The 19,105-nt window shown below is 75.0% G+C and carries 19 protein-coding genes; 9 read left to right on the top strand and 10 right to left on the bottom strand.

Going from position 1 to position 19,105, the window contains the following annotated elements; all coding sequences use genetic code 11:
- From AB0E96_RS23810 to AB0E96_RS23820, 3 genes are all read left to right on the top strand, one after another.
- On the top strand, nucleotides 1–1,115 hold a 1,115-nt coding region (locus AB0E96_RS23810), incomplete at its 5' end, for an iron chelate uptake ABC transporter family permease subunit (RefSeq protein ID WP_359827101.1).
- Nucleotides 1,112–1,930 (top strand): ABC transporter ATP-binding protein, encoded by an 819-nt coding sequence (locus AB0E96_RS23815; RefSeq protein ID WP_359827104.1) that lies wholly within the window; start codon nucleotides 1,112–1,114, stop codon nucleotides 1,928–1,930. The genes AB0E96_RS23810 and AB0E96_RS23815, both read left to right, overlap by 4 nt.
- Nucleotides 1,927–2,670: a (2Fe-2S) ferredoxin domain-containing protein gene (locus tag AB0E96_RS23820; RefSeq protein WP_359827107.1), complete on the top strand. Its 744-nt coding sequence runs from the start codon at nucleotides 1,927–1,929 to the stop codon at nucleotides 2,668–2,670. Before AB0E96_RS23815 ends, AB0E96_RS23820 begins: the two co-directional genes overlap by 4 nt.
- A 98-nt stretch (nucleotides 2,671–2,768) precedes the next feature.
- Here the strand turns inward: AB0E96_RS23820 and AB0E96_RS23825 are convergent, their stop codons facing one another.
- Nucleotides 2,769–4,145 (bottom strand): carotenoid oxygenase family protein, encoded by a 1,377-nt coding sequence (locus tag AB0E96_RS23825; protein WP_359827110.1) that lies wholly within the window; start codon nucleotides 4,143–4,145, stop codon nucleotides 2,769–2,771.
- A gap of 172 nt (nucleotides 4,146–4,317) precedes the next feature.
- Here AB0E96_RS23825 and AB0E96_RS23830 point away from each other — a divergent pair, with 172 nt between their 5' ends.
- Entirely contained in the window at nucleotides 4,318–4,893 is a 576-nt protein-coding gene (locus tag AB0E96_RS23830; protein ID WP_359827112.1) for an XRE family transcriptional regulator, read from the top strand.
- A 5-nt stretch (nucleotides 4,894–4,898) separates the two neighbouring features.
- Here AB0E96_RS23830 and AB0E96_RS23835 read toward each other — a convergent pair whose 3' ends face one another.
- The 3 genes from AB0E96_RS23835 to AB0E96_RS23845 all read right to left on the bottom strand — a co-directional run bounded on the left by AB0E96_RS23835 (nucleotide 4,899) and on the right by AB0E96_RS23845 (nucleotide 6,976).
- Entirely contained in the window at nucleotides 4,899–5,810 is a 912-nt protein-coding gene (locus AB0E96_RS23835; RefSeq protein WP_359827115.1) for a dihydrodipicolinate synthase family protein, read from the bottom strand.
- Nucleotide 5,811: 1 nt separating this feature from the next.
- Complete coding sequence (locus AB0E96_RS23840; protein WP_359827117.1) at nucleotides 5,812–6,654, bottom strand: aldolase; 843 nt, start codon at nucleotides 6,652–6,654, stop codon at nucleotides 5,812–5,814.
- A 115-nt stretch (nucleotides 6,655–6,769) separates the two neighbouring features.
- Nucleotides 6,770–6,976: a hypothetical protein gene (locus tag AB0E96_RS23845; RefSeq protein WP_359827120.1), complete on the bottom strand. Its 207-nt coding sequence runs from the start codon at nucleotides 6,974–6,976 to the stop codon at nucleotides 6,770–6,772.
- A 115-nt stretch (nucleotides 6,977–7,091) separates the two neighbouring features.
- On the opposite strand from AB0E96_RS23845, the gene AB0E96_RS23850 reads away from it, so the two are divergent.
- From AB0E96_RS23850 to AB0E96_RS23870, 5 genes are all read left to right on the top strand, one after another.
- Nucleotides 7,092–8,177: a DUF5937 family protein gene (locus AB0E96_RS23850; RefSeq protein ID WP_359827122.1), complete on the top strand. Its 1,086-nt coding sequence runs from the start codon at nucleotides 7,092–7,094 to the stop codon at nucleotides 8,175–8,177.
- Nucleotides 8,178–8,331: 154 nt separating this feature from the next.
- Nucleotides 8,332–8,868, top strand: a complete 537-nt coding sequence (locus tag AB0E96_RS23855; RefSeq protein ID WP_359827124.1) for a pyridoxamine 5'-phosphate oxidase family protein — start codon at nucleotides 8,332–8,334, stop codon at nucleotides 8,866–8,868.
- Between the two features lie 94 nt (nucleotides 8,869–8,962).
- On the top strand, nucleotides 8,963–9,919 hold the full coding sequence (locus tag AB0E96_RS23860) for a WYL domain-containing protein (protein ID WP_359827127.1): 957 nt from the start codon (nucleotides 8,963–8,965) through the stop codon (nucleotides 9,917–9,919).
- Between the two features lie 141 nt (nucleotides 9,920–10,060).
- The gene (locus tag AB0E96_RS23865) at nucleotides 10,061–10,777 is read left to right on the top strand and encodes a hypothetical protein (protein ID WP_359827130.1); all 717 of its coding nucleotides are present in this window, start codon (nucleotides 10,061–10,063) and stop codon (nucleotides 10,775–10,777) included.
- Between the two features lie 177 nt (nucleotides 10,778–10,954).
- Nucleotides 10,955–12,217: an MFS transporter gene (locus AB0E96_RS23870; protein ID WP_359827133.1), complete on the top strand. Its 1,263-nt coding sequence runs from the start codon at nucleotides 10,955–10,957 to the stop codon at nucleotides 12,215–12,217.
- 25 nt (nucleotides 12,218–12,242) lie between these two features.
- Here the strand turns inward: AB0E96_RS23870 and AB0E96_RS23875 are convergent, their stop codons facing one another.
- The 6 genes from AB0E96_RS23875 to AB0E96_RS23900 form a co-directional block, all read right to left on the bottom strand.
- A complete protein-coding gene (locus AB0E96_RS23875; protein WP_359827136.1) occupies nucleotides 12,243–13,118 on the bottom strand; it encodes a helix-turn-helix transcriptional regulator in 876 nt (291 codons plus the stop codon).
- Between the two features lie 167 nt (nucleotides 13,119–13,285).
- Nucleotides 13,286–14,128 carry a class I SAM-dependent methyltransferase gene (locus AB0E96_RS23880; protein WP_359827139.1) on the bottom strand — a complete coding sequence of 281 codons (843 nt, stop codon included), beginning with the start codon at nucleotides 14,126–14,128 and terminating at the stop codon, nucleotides 13,286–13,288.
- Nucleotides 14,125–15,624 carry a 4-hydroxyphenylacetate 3-hydroxylase N-terminal domain-containing protein gene (locus tag AB0E96_RS23885; protein ID WP_359827141.1) on the bottom strand — a complete coding sequence of 500 codons (1,500 nt, stop codon included), beginning with the start codon at nucleotides 15,622–15,624 and terminating at the stop codon, nucleotides 14,125–14,127. The genes AB0E96_RS23880 and AB0E96_RS23885 overlap by 4 nt, the downstream gene beginning before the upstream one ends.
- The gene (locus AB0E96_RS23890) at nucleotides 15,621–16,223 is read right to left on the bottom strand and encodes a flavin reductase family protein (protein ID WP_359827143.1); all 603 of its coding nucleotides are present in this window, start codon (nucleotides 16,221–16,223) and stop codon (nucleotides 15,621–15,623) included. Before AB0E96_RS23890 ends, AB0E96_RS23885 begins: the two co-directional genes overlap by 4 nt.
- Nucleotides 16,220–18,055 carry an asparagine synthase (glutamine-hydrolyzing) gene (asnB, locus tag AB0E96_RS23895; protein ID WP_359827146.1) on the bottom strand — a complete coding sequence of 612 codons (1,836 nt, stop codon included), beginning with the start codon at nucleotides 18,053–18,055 and terminating at the stop codon, nucleotides 16,220–16,222. The genes AB0E96_RS23890 and asnB overlap by 4 nt, the downstream gene beginning before the upstream one ends.
- Nucleotide 18,056: 1 nt before the next feature.
- On the bottom strand, nucleotides 18,057–18,890 hold the full coding sequence (locus AB0E96_RS23900; protein WP_359827148.1) for a hypothetical protein: 834 nt from the start codon (nucleotides 18,888–18,890) through the stop codon (nucleotides 18,057–18,059).
- Between the last annotated feature and the right edge of the window lie 215 nt (nucleotides 18,891–19,105).

The raw sequence follows: 19,105 nt of genomic DNA on the forward strand, positions 1-19,105 counted from the left end.
CCCCGTTCACCAACACCATCGAGGTCGGCACCGAAGCGGTCAGCGCGGCCCTGCCGGGACTCCAGGCGGCCACCGACAGTGTGCTGTTCTGCCAGATGGCCGTCGGCGCGGCCCTGCTCCTGGCCACGGTGCTCCTCGGCCTGGCCGTGGGCTCGCAGCACGAGCCGGTCGGGACCGTGATCGACGTCGTCATGCGCCGTCTCGGGCTGGGCAGCCCGGACGTGACGCTGCTGGACGACCGGATCGTCTGGCAGCTGCGGCTGCCCCGGGTGCTGGGAGCGGCCGCCACCGGCACCGGCCTGGCGGTCTGCGGCGCGGTGCTGCAGACGCTGACCGGGAACGACCTGGCCGACCCCTTCCTGCTCGGGATCTCGGACGGAGCCGCCGCCGGCGCGGTCACCGTGATCGTCCTCGGCGTCGGCGTGACCGGCGCCGTGGGCACCGGCGCGGTGGCGACGGCGGCCTTCGCCGGTGCCCTGCTCGCCGCCGTCGTCGTCCTGGCCCTGGCCGGCGCCCGCACCCGGTCACTGCCGACCACCCGGACCGTGCTCGCCGGCATCGCGGTGGGACAGATGTGCGGGGCGTACACCTCGTTCGTCGTGATGGTCCTCGGGGACCGCAACGCGGCGCGCGGTGTCATGGAGTGGACGCTCGGCTCGGTCGCCGGCGTGCGGTGGCCCACCGCCGTCTTCCTGACCACGGTCGCACTGGTCGGACTCACGGTCCTGGCCTCCTCGGCCCGCGACCTGGACGCCTTCGCCTTCGGCGAGACCTCCGCCCGCTCCCTCGGCGTGCACGTCGAGCGCACCCGCTGGCTCCTCGTCGCCACCGCCGCGCTGGTGACGGCGTGCCTGGTCGCCAACACCGGCGTCATCGGGTTCCTCGGCCTGGTCGTCCCGCACGTGGTCCGGCTCGTCTGCGGCCCGCGCCACGCCCTCCTGCTGCCCGCGTCGGCGCTGGTGGGCGCGACCCTCCTGGTGGGCAGCGACATCGTGGCCCGCACGGTCCTCCCCGACCGTGAGATCCCCGTCGGCGTCGTCACGGCCGGACTCGGAGCGCCCTTCTTCGCCTGGCTGCTGTGGCGCCAGGGGCGGACCGACGGGAGGGCGCTGTGACGCGCACGCCCCCCGTCGACCTGCGCGCGGAAGGCCTCGGCGTGCGCGTCGGCGCGGCCACGCTGCTGGACGACGTCTCGCTCGCGTTCCGCCCCGGCCGGATCACGGGCCTGCTCGGGCCCAACGGCGCCGGGAAGACCACCCTGCTGCGCGCCGTCGCCGGGCTGACCCGGCCGAGCACGGGGCGGGTCCTCCTGGACGGGACGGACCTCCACACGCTCCCGGCCCGCCGACGGGCCCGGCAGGTAGCCTTCATGGAACAGCAGGCGGACACCCGGCTCTCACTGACGGTCCGTCAGGTCATCGAACTCGGGCGCACGCCGCACCGCGGCCGCTGGCCCGTTCCGGCGAACGCCGCCGCCGACGCCCACGAGCGGTCCGTCCTCGCCGGTGCCGTCGCCGCCGCCGACGTCGGCCACCTGCTCGAGCGTTCCTGGCCGACGCTGTCGGGCGGCGAGCGGCAACGGGTGCAGCTCGCGCGGGCGTTGGTGCAGGAGCCCGGCGTGCTCCTGCTCGACGAACCCACCAACCACCTCGACCTGCGCCACCAACTCGGCTTCCTCCGAACCGTCCGCGGGCTGGGCATCACCACGGTCGCAGCGCTGCACGACCTCGAACTCGCCGCCGCCTACTGCGACGAGGTCGCCGTCCTGCTCGACGGCCGGCCGGTCGCCCACGGGCCCGTCGCCGAGGTGCTCACCTCGGAGACGATCGCGCGCGTCTACGGCGTCGACGTCACCGTGGAACGACACCCCCGGCACAACCGGCCGCACATCCGGTGGAACGGACTGATCCCCGAAAGGACGACCCCATGACCTCCCCCGCCCCGGATACCCCCGCCCACCGCAGTGCCGTGCTCCTGGTCGGCATGTCGGTCGCGGAAGTCGTCCGCCGCGACGAACTCCTCCGGACGGCGGCCGCGCACCGGGCCTCGACCGCGTTCCTGCAGCAGGGAGACCCCTCCCTGTCGGCCGAGCTGACCAGGCTGGCCGACGCGGGCCACGAGACCGTGCTCGTGATCGGCCTCCGCCTCGCGGCCTCCGGCCCGGCCCATTCCTGGCTGCGGCGGATCGCCGCGCACTGGTGGCGCGAGCGCGCGGGCCACCGCCCCGAACTCCTCGTCGCGACCCGCCTCGCCGACTCCCCGGACGCGGTCGCCACGGTGGCCGCGGCGACGAAGGCGGTCACCGGCACGGAGCCCGGCCTCACGTCCGCGGCCTGGGAGGAGGTCCCCGGCCACCGGCACCAGGTCATGGTGTGCCGCGGCTCGCGGTGCACGGCCGTGGGCGCCGAGGAGGTGCAGCGCGCCCTGGCGCTGAAGCTGACCGAGCTGGGCCTGGGCGACGACGACGTGCTGGTCACCCAGACGGGGTGCCAGTTCCCCTGCAACCAGGCCCCCGTCGTCAGCGTGCAGCCGGACGACGTCTGGTACGGGAAGGTCGACCCGGCCGTCGCGGACCGGGTCGTCACCGAGCACCTCTCCGGCGGACGACCGGTCGGGTCCCACCGGCTGCCCCGCCACCGGAGGGAGCGGGCGGACCACCACCACGGCTGACCGCCTCCGGCTCCCGCCTCGACGGCCACGGTGTGCCCCGTGCCCGGGCCGGCCGCCCCCGGCGCGGGGGCACACCGTTCAGCAGTGGGGCACACCGTTCAGCGGGGGTCGGGGATCCAGCTGCCGTGGAAACCGGCCGGCACCCGTACCGGCAGGTGGACGGTGGCGAGCGGGGCGCCGGTGAAGTCCTCGGCGGAGAGGACGACGAGGTCGCTCGCGCCCCGCTCCGGGTCGTGGACGTAGGCGAGCAGGTAGCCGTCGTCCTCGGCGCGGGCGCCCGGCCTCGGGACGAAGGACACCTCGCCGGTGTAGCGGCCTGCGCCGAGCCGCCGCACGGTGCTGGACCGCCGCCGCAGGTCGTGCTTGATCAGGGCGTCCCCGGCGGTCTCCGGGGGCAGGGTGCCGGGGGCCTCGGCGCCGGCCAGGTGGCGCAGCAGGTCGGTGGCCACCGTGGCGTACCCGTAGCGGTGGGCGCCGCCGACCACCGCGGGGCTGACCGCCGGGAACTCCTGCGGCCGGTCGTCCAGGCGGCTCTCGGTGACCTCCCCGGAGACGGTGTCGAGGGTCCAGCGGTCCAGGGTGGGGCTGCTCTGGCCGTCCAGCGCGCCGCCGACGAACATCCTCGGGTAGCGCACCGCGTCGAGGACGACCCGGTCGCCGTCCTCGTGGGCGTTGAGCGTGTGGAAGACGAAGCAGGGCTCGACCTCGTACCAGCGGACCTCGGTGCCGGTGCGGGGCAGCAGCCCGATCCGTGCGCCACGGGTCTCGTCCCAGACCGCCGGGTACGTCCGGCGCGCCCGGTTGTCGGGCTCGCTGACCCGAGCCGTGAGGTCGAGGACCACGGCGAAGTTCCTGGTCAGCGCCATGTCGTGGACCACCGGCCGGTGCGGGACGGGGATGTCCACGGTCCGGACGACGGCACCCCGCGGGTCGAGCACCAGGTGGCGCAGCACCTCGCTGTCCCGCTGCCAGGTGATCGCGTGCAGCTCGCCGGTGAGGGGGTCGAGCTTGGGGTGCGCGGCGAACCCCTCGGGCAGCGTGCCGCAGAAGTCGCTGGCGCCCACCGTCTCGATCTCGTAGGAGAGTTCGTACGGGCGGAAGCCGCCCTCGACCAGCGCGAAGGTGCGGTCGGCGTGCCCGATGACGTGGGTGTTGGGCGCGACGTCGGCGATCCTCGGCGCGGCGCCGGGGCGCGGCCGCTCCCCCAGGGCCTCGGCCACGGCGGCGCTGCGGACCAGCCGGTTGCGGTACCACCGGGCCCGCCCCTCCAGCAGCCGGACCCCGTGCACCATGGCGTAGCCGCCGAACAGGTGCCGTGGCCGGGGGTCCTCGGCCCGCATCCCGTTGGGCCCGTTGCGCACGTACCGGCCGTTGAGCTCGGCCGGGAGCGTCCCCGTGACCGGCAGGTCGAAGGCGGTGACTTCCTCGGCCACCGGAGTGTAGGCACCGGTGAACGGGTTGGTGACGGTGGACACCGCAGACTCCTCCAGGCCGATTCCGACTGCCGCCGCGCCCGCGGAGCAGCGGTGCCCGGATCAACGACCCACCCACCGCCCGGTGACGGCCCCCGACGCCGCCGGCACCCCGTCGGCCCCTTCCCGGCCGGGCCGATAATGGACCGGACGATTCCGTGGTGAGAGGTGGCGCATGGCCGGCAGGTTGCGGGTGCTGAGGAAGCAGAACCGGCTCAGTCTGGAGGCACTCGCCGAGCAGGTCGGCGTCACCAAGAGCTACCTCTCCAAGGTCGAGCGCGGCATCAGCGAGCCGTCGATCTCGACGGCGCTCAAGCTGGCCCACGCCCTCAAGGTCGACGTCGGCCGGCTCTTCTCGGACGAGGTGGAGCCCGAGCTCGTCACCGTGGTCAGGGCCGGCGAGCGCACGCCGATCGGTCCCGGGACCGATCCCGGGGCCTCCCACTACGAGGGCATCGCGACCGGCCTCAGCGGCAAGCGGATGGTGCCGTTCGTGATGTACCCGCCCACCGCGCCCTCGGACCCGCCGTTCAAGTCGCACCTGGGCGAGGAGTTCTTCTTCGTGCACGCGGGCAGCGCCGTGCTGGAGTTCCCCGGGCGCAGCGTCGAGCTCGGCCCCGGGGACAGTGTGTACTTCAACTCGGCGCTGCCCCACCGCTGCCGGAGCACCGGTCCGGAGCCGGCCGAGATCCTCGTGGTCATCCACGACGATCCGGACGGCCCGGCGGACCGGGTCCCCACGCTGCCCTGAGAGGCTCAGGCGGCGCCGGCCGCCGGGCCGGCCCCCGCCGCGGACAGCAGCGCGGCCAGCCGTGCCGTCCGCTCCTCGTCCAGCGGCAGCAGCGGGCGCCGGGGCTCCCCGGCGTCCAGGCCGCACAGGGCCAGGCCCGCCTTCACGGTGGTCGGCAGTCCGCCGCCGAGCAGGAACTGCAGCACCGGCAGCTGCCGGTAGAACACCCGGCGGGCCGTCTCCGGATCCCCGGCGCGCACCGCCCGGTACAGGTCGAGGGTGAGCTCGGGGATGAGGCAGGGCGCCGCCGTGCACCAGCCGGCCGCGCCGGCCGCGAAGGCCTCCAGTGCCAGGGTGTTGGAGCCGTTGTAGAACGGCAGGGCGCCGTCGGACAGTTGGGCGAGCCGGTGCATCCGCTGGATGTCGCCGCTGCTCTCCTTGACCATGGTGATGTTCTCCACCCGGTCGACCAGCCGGTGCAGGAGTTCCGGGCCGAGGTCGACCCCGGCGGTGGCCGGGTTGTTGTAGACCATCAACGGGATGCCGACCGCGTCGGCGACCTCGGTGTAGTGCCGGGTGATCTCGCGCTCGTCCAGCCGCCAGTACGAGAGCGGCAGCACCATCACCACGTCGGCGCCGGCCCGTTCGGCGAACCGGGCGCGGCGGACGGCGCCGCGGGTGGTGAGGTCGGCGATGCCGACCACGGTGGGCACCCGGCCCGCGACGGCCGCCACCGAGGCCTCGGCGACGGCGTACCACTCCTGGTCGTCGAGGTAGGCGCTCTCGCCGGTGGAGCCCAGCGGGGCGACGGCGTGGCAGCCGGAGCGGACCAGCCGGTCGATCAGCTCGGTGAGACGGCCGAGGTCCGGGCCGCCGTCGGCGGGCGAGAACGGGGTCACCGGATAGGCGATGATCCCTTCCAGGGCGGTGGCGGCCATCTCAGGCGTCCTTCCGGCCGGCGAGAGCGTCCCCGCGACCGGCCAAGGCGTCCGCGTGCCCGGCCAAGGCGTCCCCGTGGCCGGCCCGCAGTGCGCGGCGCGCGTAGTAGGCGAAGTTCGCCTGGCCGCGCTTGGGGGTGGAGGTCCAGTCGTGCGCCTCCTTGGCCAGCGGCTCCGGAATCTCCTGGATCTTCCCGGCGGCGCCGGCCAGCAGCTGGAGCCTGGCGGCCCGCTCGAAGAGCAGGGCCAGCGTGCACGCCTCCTCGACGGTGCCGGTGGCGACCAGCTGGCCGTGGTGGGCGAGCAGGAGCGCGCGCTTGTCCCCGAGGGCGGCGGAGATGATCTCGCCCTCCTCGTTGCCGACCGGGATGCCGGGCCAGGTCTCCAGGAAGGCGCAGTCGTCGTACAGCGGACACATGTCCATGTGCGAGACGACCAGCGGGGTCTCCAGCATCGAGAGCGCCGAGACGTGCGGCGGGTGGGTGTGGATGATGCAGTTGACGTCCGGGCGGGCCCGGTAGACCCAGCTGTGGAACCGGTTGGCCGGGTTGGCCATCCCGTCGCCCTCCAGGACCTCGAGGTCCTCGTCGACGAGGAGCAGGTTGTCCTCGGTGATCTCGTCGAAGCCGAGGCCCAGGCGCTGGGTGTAGTAGGTGCCGGGGCGTTCGGCCCGGGCGGTGATCTGGCCGGCCAGCCCGGAGTCGTGTCCGGCGTCGAACAGGATGCGGCAGGTCAGGGCGAGCTTCTGACGCACCGTCCAGTCGTTGTCGGGGATCGCGGTCCGCATCCGGTGGTGGGCCAGCTGCACCAGGTCGGACTTGCCCGTCTCGAACGTGTCGGCCATGGCCGTGGTTCTCCTTCGCTCTTCGGTCGGAGTGGTGTGCGGACGCGCCGGTGACACTCCCTTCACTTTAGGACACCTTGTGTCCTCACGTCGACCGTGCGCAGGGAACCGGACGTCAGCAGGCCCCGGGGCGCAGCCAGCGGCGGAGGAGGAAGCGGAGGCGGCCGGTGGCCGGGCGTCCCGCGAGGACGGCTTCGAAGCGGCGGTGGTCGCGGGCCGCGCGCAGCACCGCGAGGTCGTGGGTGCCGGGGGCGGGCGGGGCCGGCTCGCCGTGCTGCGCGGCCCGGTAACTGTCGAAGAGGTGCTGGTGGAGGGCGTTCATGCGCCCACGATGGACTCCGGCCGGCGCAGCCGTCCCGCCGATTGACGACCCCCGTCAAACGATGCCCCCCGCGCGGCCCGGCACCACGGCCGACCTGCACCATGGAGGGGTGAGCGTGACCATTGACATCACCGGACTGCCGCACGAGCGGATCACCTTCAGCCCCTCGCCGCTGGCCGAGCTCGGCAACGCCCTGCACGCGCTGGCCGAGCCCGCCCACCACGCCCGGCTGCACGCGTGGACGACGGCGACCTCCGCCGCGCTGGAGCCGGAGCTCGCCGACCGGCTGCTGGAGGCCGAGTTCATGTGGCGTTCGACGCGCTCCGACTTCCTGATGCCGCCCCGGCCCCGGGAGACCCTCGCCGAGGAACTCGACGACCTCGATCGGATGGACGACGAGAAGTTCGTCGGCACCGCCCTGGAGATCTCCTGCAGCACCAACCACTACCCCAAGGGCCTGCCGTCCCCGCTGGTCGACGCCTGGTCGCGGCGCCGCGCGCTCGACCTGGCCGCCGCCCGCGGCCCGCGCCAGGCGGCCTTCGCCGAGCGGATGCTCGCCGACCCCACCGGCACCCGCGCCTGGATCCGGCGCCTCCTGGAGGACTGCGACCAGGCCTTCTTCGCCGACACCTGGCGCCGGGTCCGCGTCCAGCTCGCCGCCGACGCCCGTGACAAGACCGAGCTGCTGCGCCGCAAGGGCCTCGCGGAGGCGCTCACGGCCGCGTCACCGGCCCTGCGCCTGGAGAAGGACGAGCACGGCAGCCGCATCGTCGTCGACAAACTGCTGCACGGCCGCACCACCGCCCGCACCACCGCCGTCACCCTGCTGCCGACCGTCCTCGGCTGGCCGCACCTCTTCACCCTCTACGGCCCGGGCTGGCAGCCGGTGATCCAGTACCCGGCCGCCGCCCACGAGATCGGCGGCGCCGAGCCCGTGGAGCTGGTCCGGCTGCGCCTGGACGCGCTGACCCACCCGATGCGGATGAACCTGTGCCGCAACCTCTCGCGCGGCGCCTACTCGACGAAGGAGCTGGCCGACGCGTACGGCATCACCGCCCCCGAGGTCTCCCGCCACCTCGCCGTCCTGAAGAAGGCCGGGCTGCTCGTCACCCGCCGCCGGGGCCGCTACCTCCTCCACCAGCTCGACATCTCGGTCGTCACCCGGCTCGGCAGCGACTTCCTGGAGTCCGTGCTGCGGTAGCGCCCGCGTCGCCGGCCCGCGCACCCCTGCGGAAGTCTTCCGAGGACCCGCCGGAAAACACGACAGAGGATGTCGGGTTCTGCCGGGACAGTGGGAACCGCCGACCGGCGCCGTGGTGGCGCCGGCCGGGACGACGGAAAGCAGAGGAACCCCCATGCGTGAGACCCCCGACGAGCTGCACCGCCTCCAGGCCCTCCTCGACGCCTCGCTCGCCCGCTCCACGGCGCACCTGCGGTCGATCATCAACGAGGAACGCACCCTCACCGCCGAACAGCTCACCCGGGTGCTCACCGGCATGTGCACGCTCGCGGTGTCCACCGTGACGGCGAAGGGCGAGCCGCGGATCAGCGGCGCCGACGGCCACTTCCTGCACGGGAAGTGGCACTTCGGCACCGCGCGCACCGCCGCCAAGGCCCGCCACCTCGCCGCCCGGCCCGCCGTCAGCGCCGCCCACCTGCGCGGGGAGGACCTGGGTGTGTTCACCCACGGCACCGTGGAGGTGCTCAACCCCCTCGACGGCGAGCCGGCCGCCGACTGGCCGGACCTGCTGGCGTACTTCCAGGACTTCTACGGCCGGGACGCCTTCGACTGGGAGCACGACGTGGTCTACTTCCGGCTGCACCCGCAGTGGATGACGGTGTTCGCCCCCGACTTCGGCGCACTCCTCGGGAAGGCACCGGACCACTCCTGACCCGCCCGTACCCTGAAGGCGGCCCGGCCGCGTGCCGGGCCCCGGGGAAGACATTCGCGGACGGCCGGAGAGGGCGGTCGGAGAGGACGGCGACATGCGGGCGAGCCGGGCCATCGCGCTGCTGCTCCTCCTCCAGACCCGGCGGGCGATGACCGCCGCGGACCTCGCCGCCGAGCTGGAGGTCTCCGAGCGCACCGTGCAGCGGGACGTCGCCGCGCTGGTCGAGGCCGGCGTGCCGGTGTACGCCGAACGCGGCCGCGGCGGGGGCTACCGGCTCGTCGACGGCTACCGCACCCGCCTGACCGGCCTCGAACGCGCCGAGGCCGAGGTCCTGCACCTGGCCGGACTCCCGGGCCCGCTGCGCGACATGGGCCTGGCCGGGCACGCCCTCGCCGCCCGGCTGAAGGTCGCCGCCGTCCTGGGCGACGCCCCCGCGGCCGCCGCCCGGCGGTTCCACCTCGACGCACCGGCCTGGTTCCGGGACGCCGAACCGCCGCCGCTGCTCGCCGAGGTGTCGCGCGCCGTGTGGGAGGACCGCGTCCTCCGGGCCCGGTACGCGGCGCGCGGCGGCACCCGGGAGCGGCGGCTGGAGCCGTACGGCCTGGTCCTGAAGGCCGGGCAGTGGTACCTGGCGGCGCGCGGCGCGTCCGGCCGGGTCGGCTCGTACCGCGTCGACCGCTTCGAGACCGCCGAGGTGGGCGACGAACGGTTCGAGCGGGATCCCGAGTTCGACCTCGCGGGCCACTGGGCCGCCGCCGCACGGGAGTTCACCCGCGCCCTGCTGCGCGAGCGGGCCGTGGTGCGGCTGAGCCCGCTCGCAGCCGAGCAGCTCGCCGTCCTGCTGGAACCGACCGCCGCCGCCGACGCCCTCGCCACCGCGGGCCCCCCGGACGCCGACGGCTGGATCACCGTGACCCTGCCGGTCGAGACCTGGGACATCGGCTACTTCGAACTCCTGCGCCTCGGCCCGGAGGCAGAGGTCCTCGAACCGCCCGAACTCCGGGCCCGCCTGGCCGAAGCGACCCGCCGGGCGGCGGCGCTCTACGGCTGACCGGCCGGGGCGCACCGCCGCGCTCCGCCGGTGACGATGGGTGATGGCCCTGGTCGGCCCAGCGGGATTGCCGCCCACCACCGGGCCCGGAAGGCTGGGAGCACCGGGGGGAAGCACCAGGAACCCCAGGAGTCCGCGCCCATGTCCCCGAAGCCCGTGCCGCCGAGGCCCACCTCCCCGAGGCCTGCCTCCCCGAAGCCCGTCGCCCCCGAGCCAGGATCCCCGGAGCACCGTTCCCCGAAGCTCAGGTCCCCGAAGTCGATGGCCGCCCTCGCCGCGGGCCTCGTCGGCACCGTGGCCCTCGCCCACGTCGCCTTCGCGGGAGCCCCCGTCACCCTGAACATGGGCACCGGCAGCGCCGAGTGCGTGCTCTCCTGGGCGAAGGACGGCGTCACCTTCAAGGCCCTCACCCCCGGCAGCGCCGCCTCGTCCTTCCGCGACGTCGACGCCACCGGGACGGTCACCATCGACCTCACCTCCGTCGGCAACCCGGTCGCCCTGGCGAACTCCGTCTACATCCGCACGGCGGCCAAGGGCGGGTTCACCCTGACCGACGCCGCCGGCCACTACGTGCAGGTCACCAACCTCGAAGGCAGCCTCTCCGGCGACAGCACCTTCGTCGTGCAGACCAGCACCGACCCGGCGGGCTCCCGCATCCCGGTGTACGACATCCCCGCCCGGCCGCAGATCACCCCCATGGTGCAGTCCGTGGTGCCGCCCCGGGTCGACCTCGCGCTCTCCGACATCCGGATGGTCGTGCTGCCCGAGTTCGCCACCGTCATGAACCGGACCTTCGGCGACAACACCCTCCAGCCCGGCGACCAGCTCGGCACCTGCACCGCCCAGACCAGCTCCTGAGCCCCGGGCGCCGGCCCCAGCCTGTGAGCGGGAGTCACAGGATCACCGCCTGTCTGGTTGGGTGCCCGGCCGGTCCGCAGGATGGCCGCATCGGACTTCCTGTCAGCCGTCGCGGCCGCTTCCGCCTGCCGTCCGAGGGCCCGGCCGCGCGCCCGTACCAGAAGGTGGTACCACGCCGTGAGCAGCATCTCCGACCCGCCCGTGCCAGACCGGGCCGAGGACGTCCCGCCGCTGCCCGCGTCCGCGCGCTTCGACCGGTGGCGCTACGCCGGGGTCTTCCTCCTGCTCTTCCTGTTCGGCACCGAGACCTTCCTGGTGTCGCCGCTGCTGCCGACCATCGCGGACTCCGTCCACACCACCGAGGCGGCCGCCGCCTCCAGCGTCACCGCCTACGTGCTGGTGTACGCCGTCGCGGCGCCCTTCCTCGGCCTGCTGAGCGACCGGCTGGGCCGCCGCCGCACCCTCGTCGCGGGCACCCTGCTGTTCGTGGTGTCCAACGCGGCGGCGGCGCTGTCCACCGGGCTGACCCTGCTGGTCGTCTCCCGCGCGGTGGCCGGGCTGGCGGCGGCCGCCGCCGGGCCGGCGATCTGGGCGCACATCGCCGAGACCGCGCCCGACGCGGTGCGCGGACGGGCGCTGGGCCTCGGCATGGCGCTGTTCTCCTGCGGCCAGGTGATCGGCGTGCCGCTCGGCGCCTTCCTCGCCGGGCTGGCCGGCTGGCGCTCGGCGTTCTGGGCGCTGGCCGTCGGCACCGCGGCCGCCGTGCCGCTGCTGCTCCGCCAGGTGCAGTCCCCCACCGCCCAGGCGGCCGCGGCCCGGGTGGGGGCCGTCCGGGCGATCCTGGCGGGCTGGGCCGATCCCACGCTGCGCCGCGCCCTGCTCGTCAACACCGTCTTCAACGCGGCCAACCTGGGCGCCTACACCTTCCTGGGCGCGGTGCTGCTGCAGCGCTTCGGCCTCTCGGTGCAGGCGCTCGGCCTGGTGGGCGTGCTGGTCGGCGCGGGCAGCGTGGCCGGCTCCCTGCTGGGCGGGCGGCTGGGCGACCGGGCGCGGCGCGCCGGGCGCTCGGACCTGCCGCTGCTGCCGGTGTGGGGCGTCCTGCTGGCCGTGGGCATCGCGCTGGCCTCCGAGGGCCCGGGCCTGGTGCTGGCCCTGGCCGGGGTGACGGTGTGGTTCCTGGCCTCGGGCGGCTTCGTGACGGACCAGCAGACGCTGGCCGGCACCATCGCCCCGGAGCTGCGCGCGACCTCCAGCGCCTGGCTGACCTCGACCATGTACGCGGGCACCGGGCTCGGCGCCTGGGCGGTGGGCACGTTCGGGGACGTCACGGACGGCACCCTGCTGGTCGGCGCCGGCCTCGCCCTGCTGGCGACGCTCGGCGGCCTGGCGGTCAGCCTGGGGCTGCGCCGGGCCGCCGCCCGTTCCGTACCGGAGGCCTGACGAGGTCCGACGCGCGGGCGCCGGGTCAGCCGACCCGGCGCTCCGCCTCCACGCCGCCGACCGCGCGCAACGGGTGTTCGACCAGTTCGGTCATCCGCGCCCGGTCGGCGGCGCCGGTCGGGGTGAACAGCAGCACCGTCGCGGAGGGGTCGTCCACCGGATGGAAGGACGACAGGGTGAGCCGGACCGGTCCGAGGCCGGCCGGCTCCACGGTGACGGTGCGGACGGTGAGCTCCGCCACCGAGTGGCATCCCCACCAGTGGCGGAGCTCCGGCGCGTCCTCGTCCAGGTAGCGGTAGACCTCGCCGGTGCGGGGCTCGGCCAGGGCGGGGCCCGCCTGGGCCCGGAAGTGCTGGAAGACGCTCATCGCGAGCGGTTCCCAGTCACGCAGTACGGCCCGCACCCGCCGGTCGGCGGCCATCACCCACATCAGGTTGCGCCGGTCGGCGGGCAGCAGTTCGGGCGCACCCCAGACCGCCCCCCAGGCCGCGTTCCAGCCGAGCAGGTCGAAGTGGCGGTCCAGCAGGACGGCCGGGCTGGTGGGCCAGGAGTCGAGGACCGGCCGGATGGCCTCGGTGATTCGGTCGGCGCCGCCCTCGCCGACGGCGGGAGCGGGCTCGTGGAAGCCGGCCAGCCGCAGGGCGTGCCGCAGGCCGGCGTCGTCCAGCTTCAGCACCCGGGCGATCGCTTCCAGCACCTGCCGGGAGGCGGCGACCCGCCCCTGTTCGACCCAGGTGTACCAGGCGAGGCCGACCCCGGAGAGGGAGGCGACCTCCTCGCGGCGCAGCCCGGGGGTGCGGCGGCGGGTGGTGGCGGTGAGGCCGACGTCGGCGGGCTTGAGGAGTTCTCGGTGGGCGCGCAGGAAGGCGCCGAGTTCCCGTCCGGCGGGGTGGGTTGACACGGTGGGGCTCCTCGGCCGTGGTCGGTGGCGGTGGCTCGTCGTGCTGCGGGGCGTCCTTCGACGCGGGGGCGCCCCGGGCGCGGGGACGGGCCCCGGCGCGGGACGCTCCCCAGCTTAGGGGCAGCCCGCCGCTCCTCCCAGGGGTGAGCGGCGGGCTACACACGCTGTTAACGGGGGCTCAACGTCCAGAGCCGGACGGGCATGTGGCTGACGTGGCCGCGTTCCCGCTGCCGGCGCCAGGCGCTCTCGCCGACGGCCCGGAAGAAGTCGGCCCGCCGGTCCTCCGGCACCAGGCTGCTGTAGTAGTCACCGAAGGTGGCGGCGTGGAAGTGCTCGTACTGCTCGGCGCCGTCGACGGTGACGACGGCGTCGCGCTCCAGGTGCCCGGCCACCCGCAGGTGCCGGCCGATCACCTCCGTGAGGTCCTCGACGGTCCTGGTGCGGGTGGCGATCGGCAGCACGCCGCCGCGGGCGAGGACGCCGGGCACCTCCTCGTAGGGCGTGCCGACGGCCACCAGGGCGTCCCGGACGATCTCGTCCTCGCCGCCGAGGCCGTGCTCGTCCCGGGCGGGGTGGTAGGTGGTGAGCAGGAAGCTGCCGCCGGGGGCGAGGTGGGCTGCCGCCCAGGCGAAGATCCGTTCCTCCTGCGGGTACAGCCAGTGCAGCACCGAGGTCTGGGTGATCACGTCGGCGCGGAACGGCAGCGGCTCGGGCGCGGTGAGGTCGGCCCGGTGCAGGGCGACCCGCTCGCCGTACGGCAGCAGCCGGGCGGCGGCCTCGGCGATCCGGTGTTCGGAGCGCTCCAGTCCGACGGCCCGCCGCAGGGTGGGGAACCGTTCCAGCGCGGCCTCCAGCAGCTGGCCGATGCCGCTGCCGAGGTCGATCAGGGACTCGGGGGCACCGGTGACCCGGTCGAGCGCCCAGTCGCGGTCCTGGACCTGGCGAAGCCGGCTGGCGTCGGCGTACCCGGCGAGGGTGCGGGACTGGATCTCGACGGCGGAGGCGGTCACGTCTGGTTCTCCTCGGTGTCGGCGGGCCGGTCGACCAGCCGCAGCAGGCGCTCGCGGGCCCCGCTCTGGTCGTACCGCTTGAAGATGTTGATCCGGTTGCGGGCGAGGTCGCCCCGGTGCACGTACTCGTAGAGGTCCTGGCGCTGGCCGAAGCCGTCGCCGGTGAGCTCCCAGGCGATCCGGAACAGCCGGGCCTTGCGCTCGGCGTCGATGCCGCGGCCGCGCATGTAGCGGTCCAGGTGCGGGCGCAGCCGGGGGTTGGCGAGGTCGCCCGCGGTGGGCTGGATGAGCAGGCCGGAGGCGCCGATCCGGCGGACGATCTCGACGGCGCTGCCGGCCACCTCGGCCGACCAGACCCGGGAGGCGGCGGTGTCGCCGGGGGCGAACAGCCCGCCGTCGGTGAGCGCGCCCCGGGCCTCGGCGGCGTCCAGGAAGTACTCGGTCAGCTCGGCGTACCCGGCGAGGCGCCCGAGGTCCTCCTGGATGTTGCGGAAGCCGTCCACCCCGATCGACTCGGCGACCAGGCTGGCGGTGGCGAGCAGGGTGCGCAGCCGTTCGCGGTAGCGGATGTGGCCGATGTAGGCGCTCCAGGCGTTGATCCGGCCGAGGCCGAGCCGGGCGAGGCCGGCGTCGCGCAGCAGGAAGACGCGGTCCCAGGGCACCAGGACGTCGTCGAAGAAGAGCATCGCGTCCTGCTCGTCGTAGCGCGCGCCGAGCGGGTGGGCGTGGCCCCAGGGGGCGCTGCCGAGCGGCTCGCGGGCGAGCGTGACCAGGCCGGGGGTGTTGAGCGGCAGGGCGAACCAGGTGACGAACTGCTCGCCGCGGCCCTCGGTGAAGGAGGCCGAGAGGTAGACCAGCACCTCGTGGGCGAGCGGGGCGAGGGTGGTGAGCTGCTTGGCGCCGCGCACCACGATGCCGCGGTCGTTCTCCTCGACGACGCGCAGGGCGAGGTCCGGGTCGTCGAGGGGGTTGGCGGAGCGGTCGATCTGCGGGTCGCCGAGGGCGTGCGAGAGGACCAGGTCGTTGGTGGCGCAGTGGCGGTACCAGGCCTCGGCGTTGGCGCCGAAGCGCGGGTCGGCCTCGGCCAGCCGGTGCCGGAAGTCGTAGACGCCGACGGCGATGGAGGCCATGAAGGCGGGTGAGCGGCCCTGCTGGCCGAGTGCCTCGGCGTGCCAGAACTCGGCGCTGCGGCGTTGGAGCCGGAGGTCGTCGAGGGTGCGCGGGGGCTGGTAGGCGCGGGCCAGGCGCAGGCCGCTGTCCGGGTCCTGCCAGGTGAGCAGCTCGTGGTGGTCGGGGTCGTGCTGGAGGTCCAGCAGGCGGGCCAGCTCGTCCACGGCCGGGCGGAACGCGGGGTGGTCGGCGGGGTTAGCGATCCGCTGTCCGTCGAGGTAGAGCTCGCGTCCGTCGTCGAGTTCGGCCCGGTAGCGGTCGCCGGTCAGCAGGCCTCGGGCGGCGGCGGGCGCGCCGCGGCCGGTGGCGGTGTCCAGCAGTGTCATGCGCCAACTCCGGTGGTGGTGAGGGGGGTCGGGGCCAGTAGCCGGTACTGGCCGTCGTGGTAGAGCAGGGGTGCGCCGGTGCTGCGGGACGCGGCGGCGACCCGGCCGACCAGGATGGTGTGGTCGCCTCCGGGCAGGGCGGCGTGCAGCCGGCAGTCGAACCAGGCCAGGGCGGCCTCCAGGAGCGGGGCGCCGGTGGCGGCGGTCCGCATGGGGGCGGCGGTGAAGGCGCCGGGCGCGCGCCCGGCCCCGGGGGTGGCGAACCGCCGGGCCAGCTCCGCCTGCCGGTCCGTCAGGACGGAGACGCCGAAGCGTCCGCCGGCCAGGGCGGCGGCCACCAGCGGGCTGTGCCGGCCGATCGCGACGGTGACCAGCGGCGGGTCCAGGGAGAGGGTGCCGAAGGAGGAGACCGTCTTGGCGAAGACCTCCTCGCCCGCGCGGGCGGTGACCACCGCGACCCCGCTGGTCCAGCTGCGGGCCGCGGTGCGGAACTCCTCGGCGCTCACCTCCGTGGTCACGCCGGCGGTCGGCTCGGCGGTCGGCTCGGCGGTCGCCTGGGCGTCGGGTACGGCCGGTGCGGCCGGTGCGGCGCCGCTCATCGCAGCCCCACCCGGTAGGCGCGCAGCCACTCGTCGACCTGGACCAGGTGGTCGAGGCCGCCGACCGGGTTCGGCGCGGTGCGCGGGCTGGGCAGCGGCCGCCCCTCGGCGAGCAGCCGGCGGACCAGGGCGCGGTCCACGAGTTCGAAGACCGGCGCGTTCGGGTCGGCCAGCAGCTCCTGGGCGCGCGCGGTCAGCACCTCGGTGTAGCGGACGGCGGGGGTGGACGGGTAGCCGCTCTTGGGCCGGTCGGTGACCTGCGGCGGGAGGAGGTCCCGGACGGCGTCGCGGAGCAGGCCCTTGGCCCGTCCGTCCGGTGCCTTGAGCGCCCACGGGACGTTCCACAGGTACTCCACCAGGCGGTGGTCGCAGAACGGCACCCGCACCTCCAGTCCGACGGACATCGAGACCCGGTCCACCCGGTCCAGGAGCGGGGGCAGCCAGCGGGTGAGCGCGAGGTGGAAGACCTCGCGCAGCCGGGCGTCGGCGGCCGGTTCGCCCGCCAGGCGCGGCACTTCGCCGATCGAGCGGCGGTGGGCCTCGGCGGTGTACTCCTCGGGGCGCACCTCGGCCCGCACGTCCGGGCGCAGCAGGTCGGCCGGGGTGGCCTTGCCGTGCAGCCAGGGGAAGGTCGGGGCGGCGAGGGCCGCGGCGTCGTGGAAGTACGGGTAGCCGCCGAAGATCTCGTCGGCGGCCTCGCCGGACAGGGCGACGGTGGAGCGCCGCCGCACCTCGCGGAAGAGCAGGTGCAGGGACGCGTCCATCTCGCCCCAACCGGGGCGGTCGCGGGCCCGCAGGACGGCGTCGCGGGCGTCCAGCAGGTCGTCGTCGGGCACCAGGACGGTGGTGTGCAGGGTGCCGATGTGCTCGGCGGCGGCTGCCACGTAGGGGGCGTCGCGGGTGGTGCGCCAGGCGTCCGGGGTGCGGTCGGCGCTGCCGGGGAAGTCGACCGAGAAGCTGGTGATCTTCCCCTGGCCGGCCCGTTCCCGGGCGGCGGCGGCCAGGGCGGTGACGGCGCTGGAGTCGACGCCGCCGGAGAGCAGGGTGCACAGCGGCACGTCGCTGATCAGCTGCCGTTCGACGGCGTCGGCGAGCAGGTCGCGGACGGTCTGCCGGGTGGTCGCGGCGTCGTCCCGGTGCTCGGCGGACTCCAGCCGCCAGTACCGGACCTCCCGGGTGGCGGCGCGGGTGACGGCCAGCAGGTGGCCGGGCCGGACCTCGTGCAGGCCGCGGAAGATCCCGTGGCCGGCGCTCGGCGCGGCGGGCAGCGCGAACAGTTCGGCGATGCCCTCGGCGTCCAGTTCGGCGCGGAACAGCGGGTTGGCGAGCACCGCCTTCGGCTCGGAGCCGAACAGCACGCCGCTGGCGTGGGCGTGCCAGTACAGCGGCTTGATGCCCAGGTGGTCGCGGACCAGCAGCAGTTCCTCGCGCCGGGCGTCCCACAGGGCGTAGGCGAAGATGCCGTTGAACCGGGTGGGCGCGGACCGGCCCCACTGGAGGTGGGCGCGCAGCACCACCTCGGTGTCCGAGCGGGTGCGGAAGACGTGTCCGAGGGCCTCCAGTTCGGTGCGCAGCTCGCGGTGGTTGTAGAGCTCGCCGTTGTAGCCGAGGACGGCCGCCGGGTCCGCTCCGGGGCGGTCGGCGAGCGGCTGGACGCCGCCGTCCGGGTCGATCACGGAGAGCCGGCGGTGGCCGAGGGCGGCGTGCCGGGAGAGCCAGACGCCGTCGGCGTCCGGGCCGCGGCAGGCCAGGGTGGCGGTCATCTCCTGGACGGTCCGGGCCTGGTGGAGCAGGTCGGTGTCCCAGTCGATCCAGCCGGTGATGCCGCACATGTCAGGACTCCCCGGGTTCGTCGGTGGCGGTGGCGGTGGCAGCGGCGGTGGGCGACTCGGCCGGCGCGGCGTCGGTGGTCGCGGTCGCGGTGGCGGACTCCCAGCGGCAGCCGTGGCCGGTCGGGCTGTGGGTCAGGCGGTGCGCCGGGAGGTAGCCCTTGGCGCGGATGTTGGCGGACAGCGCCTCGGTGCAGTACGTGCAGGGCGAGGCGAGGGTCAGCCGTACGCCGGAGCGGCGGGCCCTCTCCCGGTAGTCCCAGATCGCGCAGTGGGTGATGGTGAGCGCCGCGCGTTCCGGGCCGGGTGCCGCGTCGTCGTCGAACTCGTAGTCGGAGCCGTACAGTTCGGCCTGCCGGGCGATCCGGTGGATCGGATCGGCGGCGCCCCGGCCGTGGTCGGGCTCGACCTCGCGGTACACCTCGGCGTTGGACCGGGCCCAGTCCGCGAGCACCTCCTCGCCGTGGCGCAGCACGAGGAAGCGTTCCATCAGCGCCTGGTCGCGGAAGAACACCCGCTGCCACTCGACGGCCGGGGCGTCCGGCTCGGGCAGGTCGGCGAAGAGCTCGGACTGCAGCACGAACCAGTCGGTGAGGTGCAGTTCGTCCCCCCGCGACACCAGGTAGCGCGTCAACCCGGCCTCGGCCTCGTGCAGCCGCTGGCGCCAGAGCGCGGACCGCTCGGCGTCCGACATCGCGCGGTACGGGGACCGCTGCTGCTCCGGGCCCTCGCCCCGTGCGTCCTCGACGGCCAGCACCGCCGTCCACGGGCCGCCGTCCCCGCTCGCACGCACACCGGGGCCGGTCGGACCGCCGGTCCCGTCGGACACACCCCCCATCGGGTCATCTCCCTTCGGCTGAACGGCCCTCGGACCGTCGCGTCGTCGTCGTACCGCCACGCTACGAACCGGCCGGATCGCCCCGGTAGCCCCGAACGGCGCCGGTCAGGGCGCCGATCGTCGCCGTGCGCATGCTCCGAAGGTCGCCCTGCGCCGGGCGGCCGGCGGCCGGTGCCCGGGCACGGCGAAGGGCGGGCCCCGCGTACTGCGGGACC

The organism is Kitasatospora sp. NPDC036755 (genome assembly GCF_040636595.1).
In the GTDB taxonomy this organism is placed as follows: Bacteria; Actinomycetota; Actinomycetes; order Streptomycetales; family Streptomycetaceae; genus Kitasatospora.

Coding starts and splice junctions, on each gene's coding strand:
- AB0E96_RS23900 (WP_359827148.1), bottom strand. CDS start 18,890: ATGGGGGGTGTGTCCGACGGGACCGGCGGTCCGACCGGCCCCGGTGTG.
- AB0E96_RS23840 (WP_359827117.1), bottom strand. CDS start 6,654: ATGGCCGACACGTTCGAGACGGGCAAGTCCGACCTGGTGCAGCTGGCC.
- AB0E96_RS23830 (WP_359827112.1), top strand. CDS start 4,318: ATGGCCGGCAGGTTGCGGGTGCTGAGGAAGCAGAACCGGCTCAGTCTG.
- AB0E96_RS23835 (WP_359827115.1), bottom strand. CDS start 5,810: ATGGCCGCCACCGCCCTGGAAGGGATCATCGCCTATCCGGTGACCCCG.
- AB0E96_RS23820 (WP_359827107.1), top strand. CDS start 1,927: ATGACCTCCCCCGCCCCGGATACCCCCGCCCACCGCAGTGCCGTGCTC.
- AB0E96_RS23855 (WP_359827124.1), top strand. CDS start 8,332: ATGCGTGAGACCCCCGACGAGCTGCACCGCCTCCAGGCCCTCCTCGAC.
- AB0E96_RS23885 (WP_359827141.1), bottom strand. CDS start 15,624: ATGACACTGCTGGACACCGCCACCGGCCGCGGCGCGCCCGCCGCCGCC.
- AB0E96_RS23865 (WP_359827130.1), top strand. CDS start 10,061: ATGTCCCCGAAGCCCGTGCCGCCGAGGCCCACCTCCCCGAGGCCTGCC.
- AB0E96_RS23845 (WP_359827120.1), bottom strand. CDS start 6,976: ATGAACGCCCTCCACCAGCACCTCTTCGACAGTTACCGGGCCGCGCAG.
- AB0E96_RS23860 (WP_359827127.1), top strand. CDS start 8,963: ATGCGGGCGAGCCGGGCCATCGCGCTGCTGCTCCTCCTCCAGACCCGG.
- AB0E96_RS23890 (WP_359827143.1), bottom strand. CDS start 16,223: ATGAGCGGCGCCGCACCGGCCGCACCGGCCGTACCCGACGCCCAGGCG.
- asnB (WP_359827146.1), bottom strand. CDS start 18,055: ATGTGCGGCATCACCGGCTGGATCGACTGGGACACCGACCTGCTCCAC.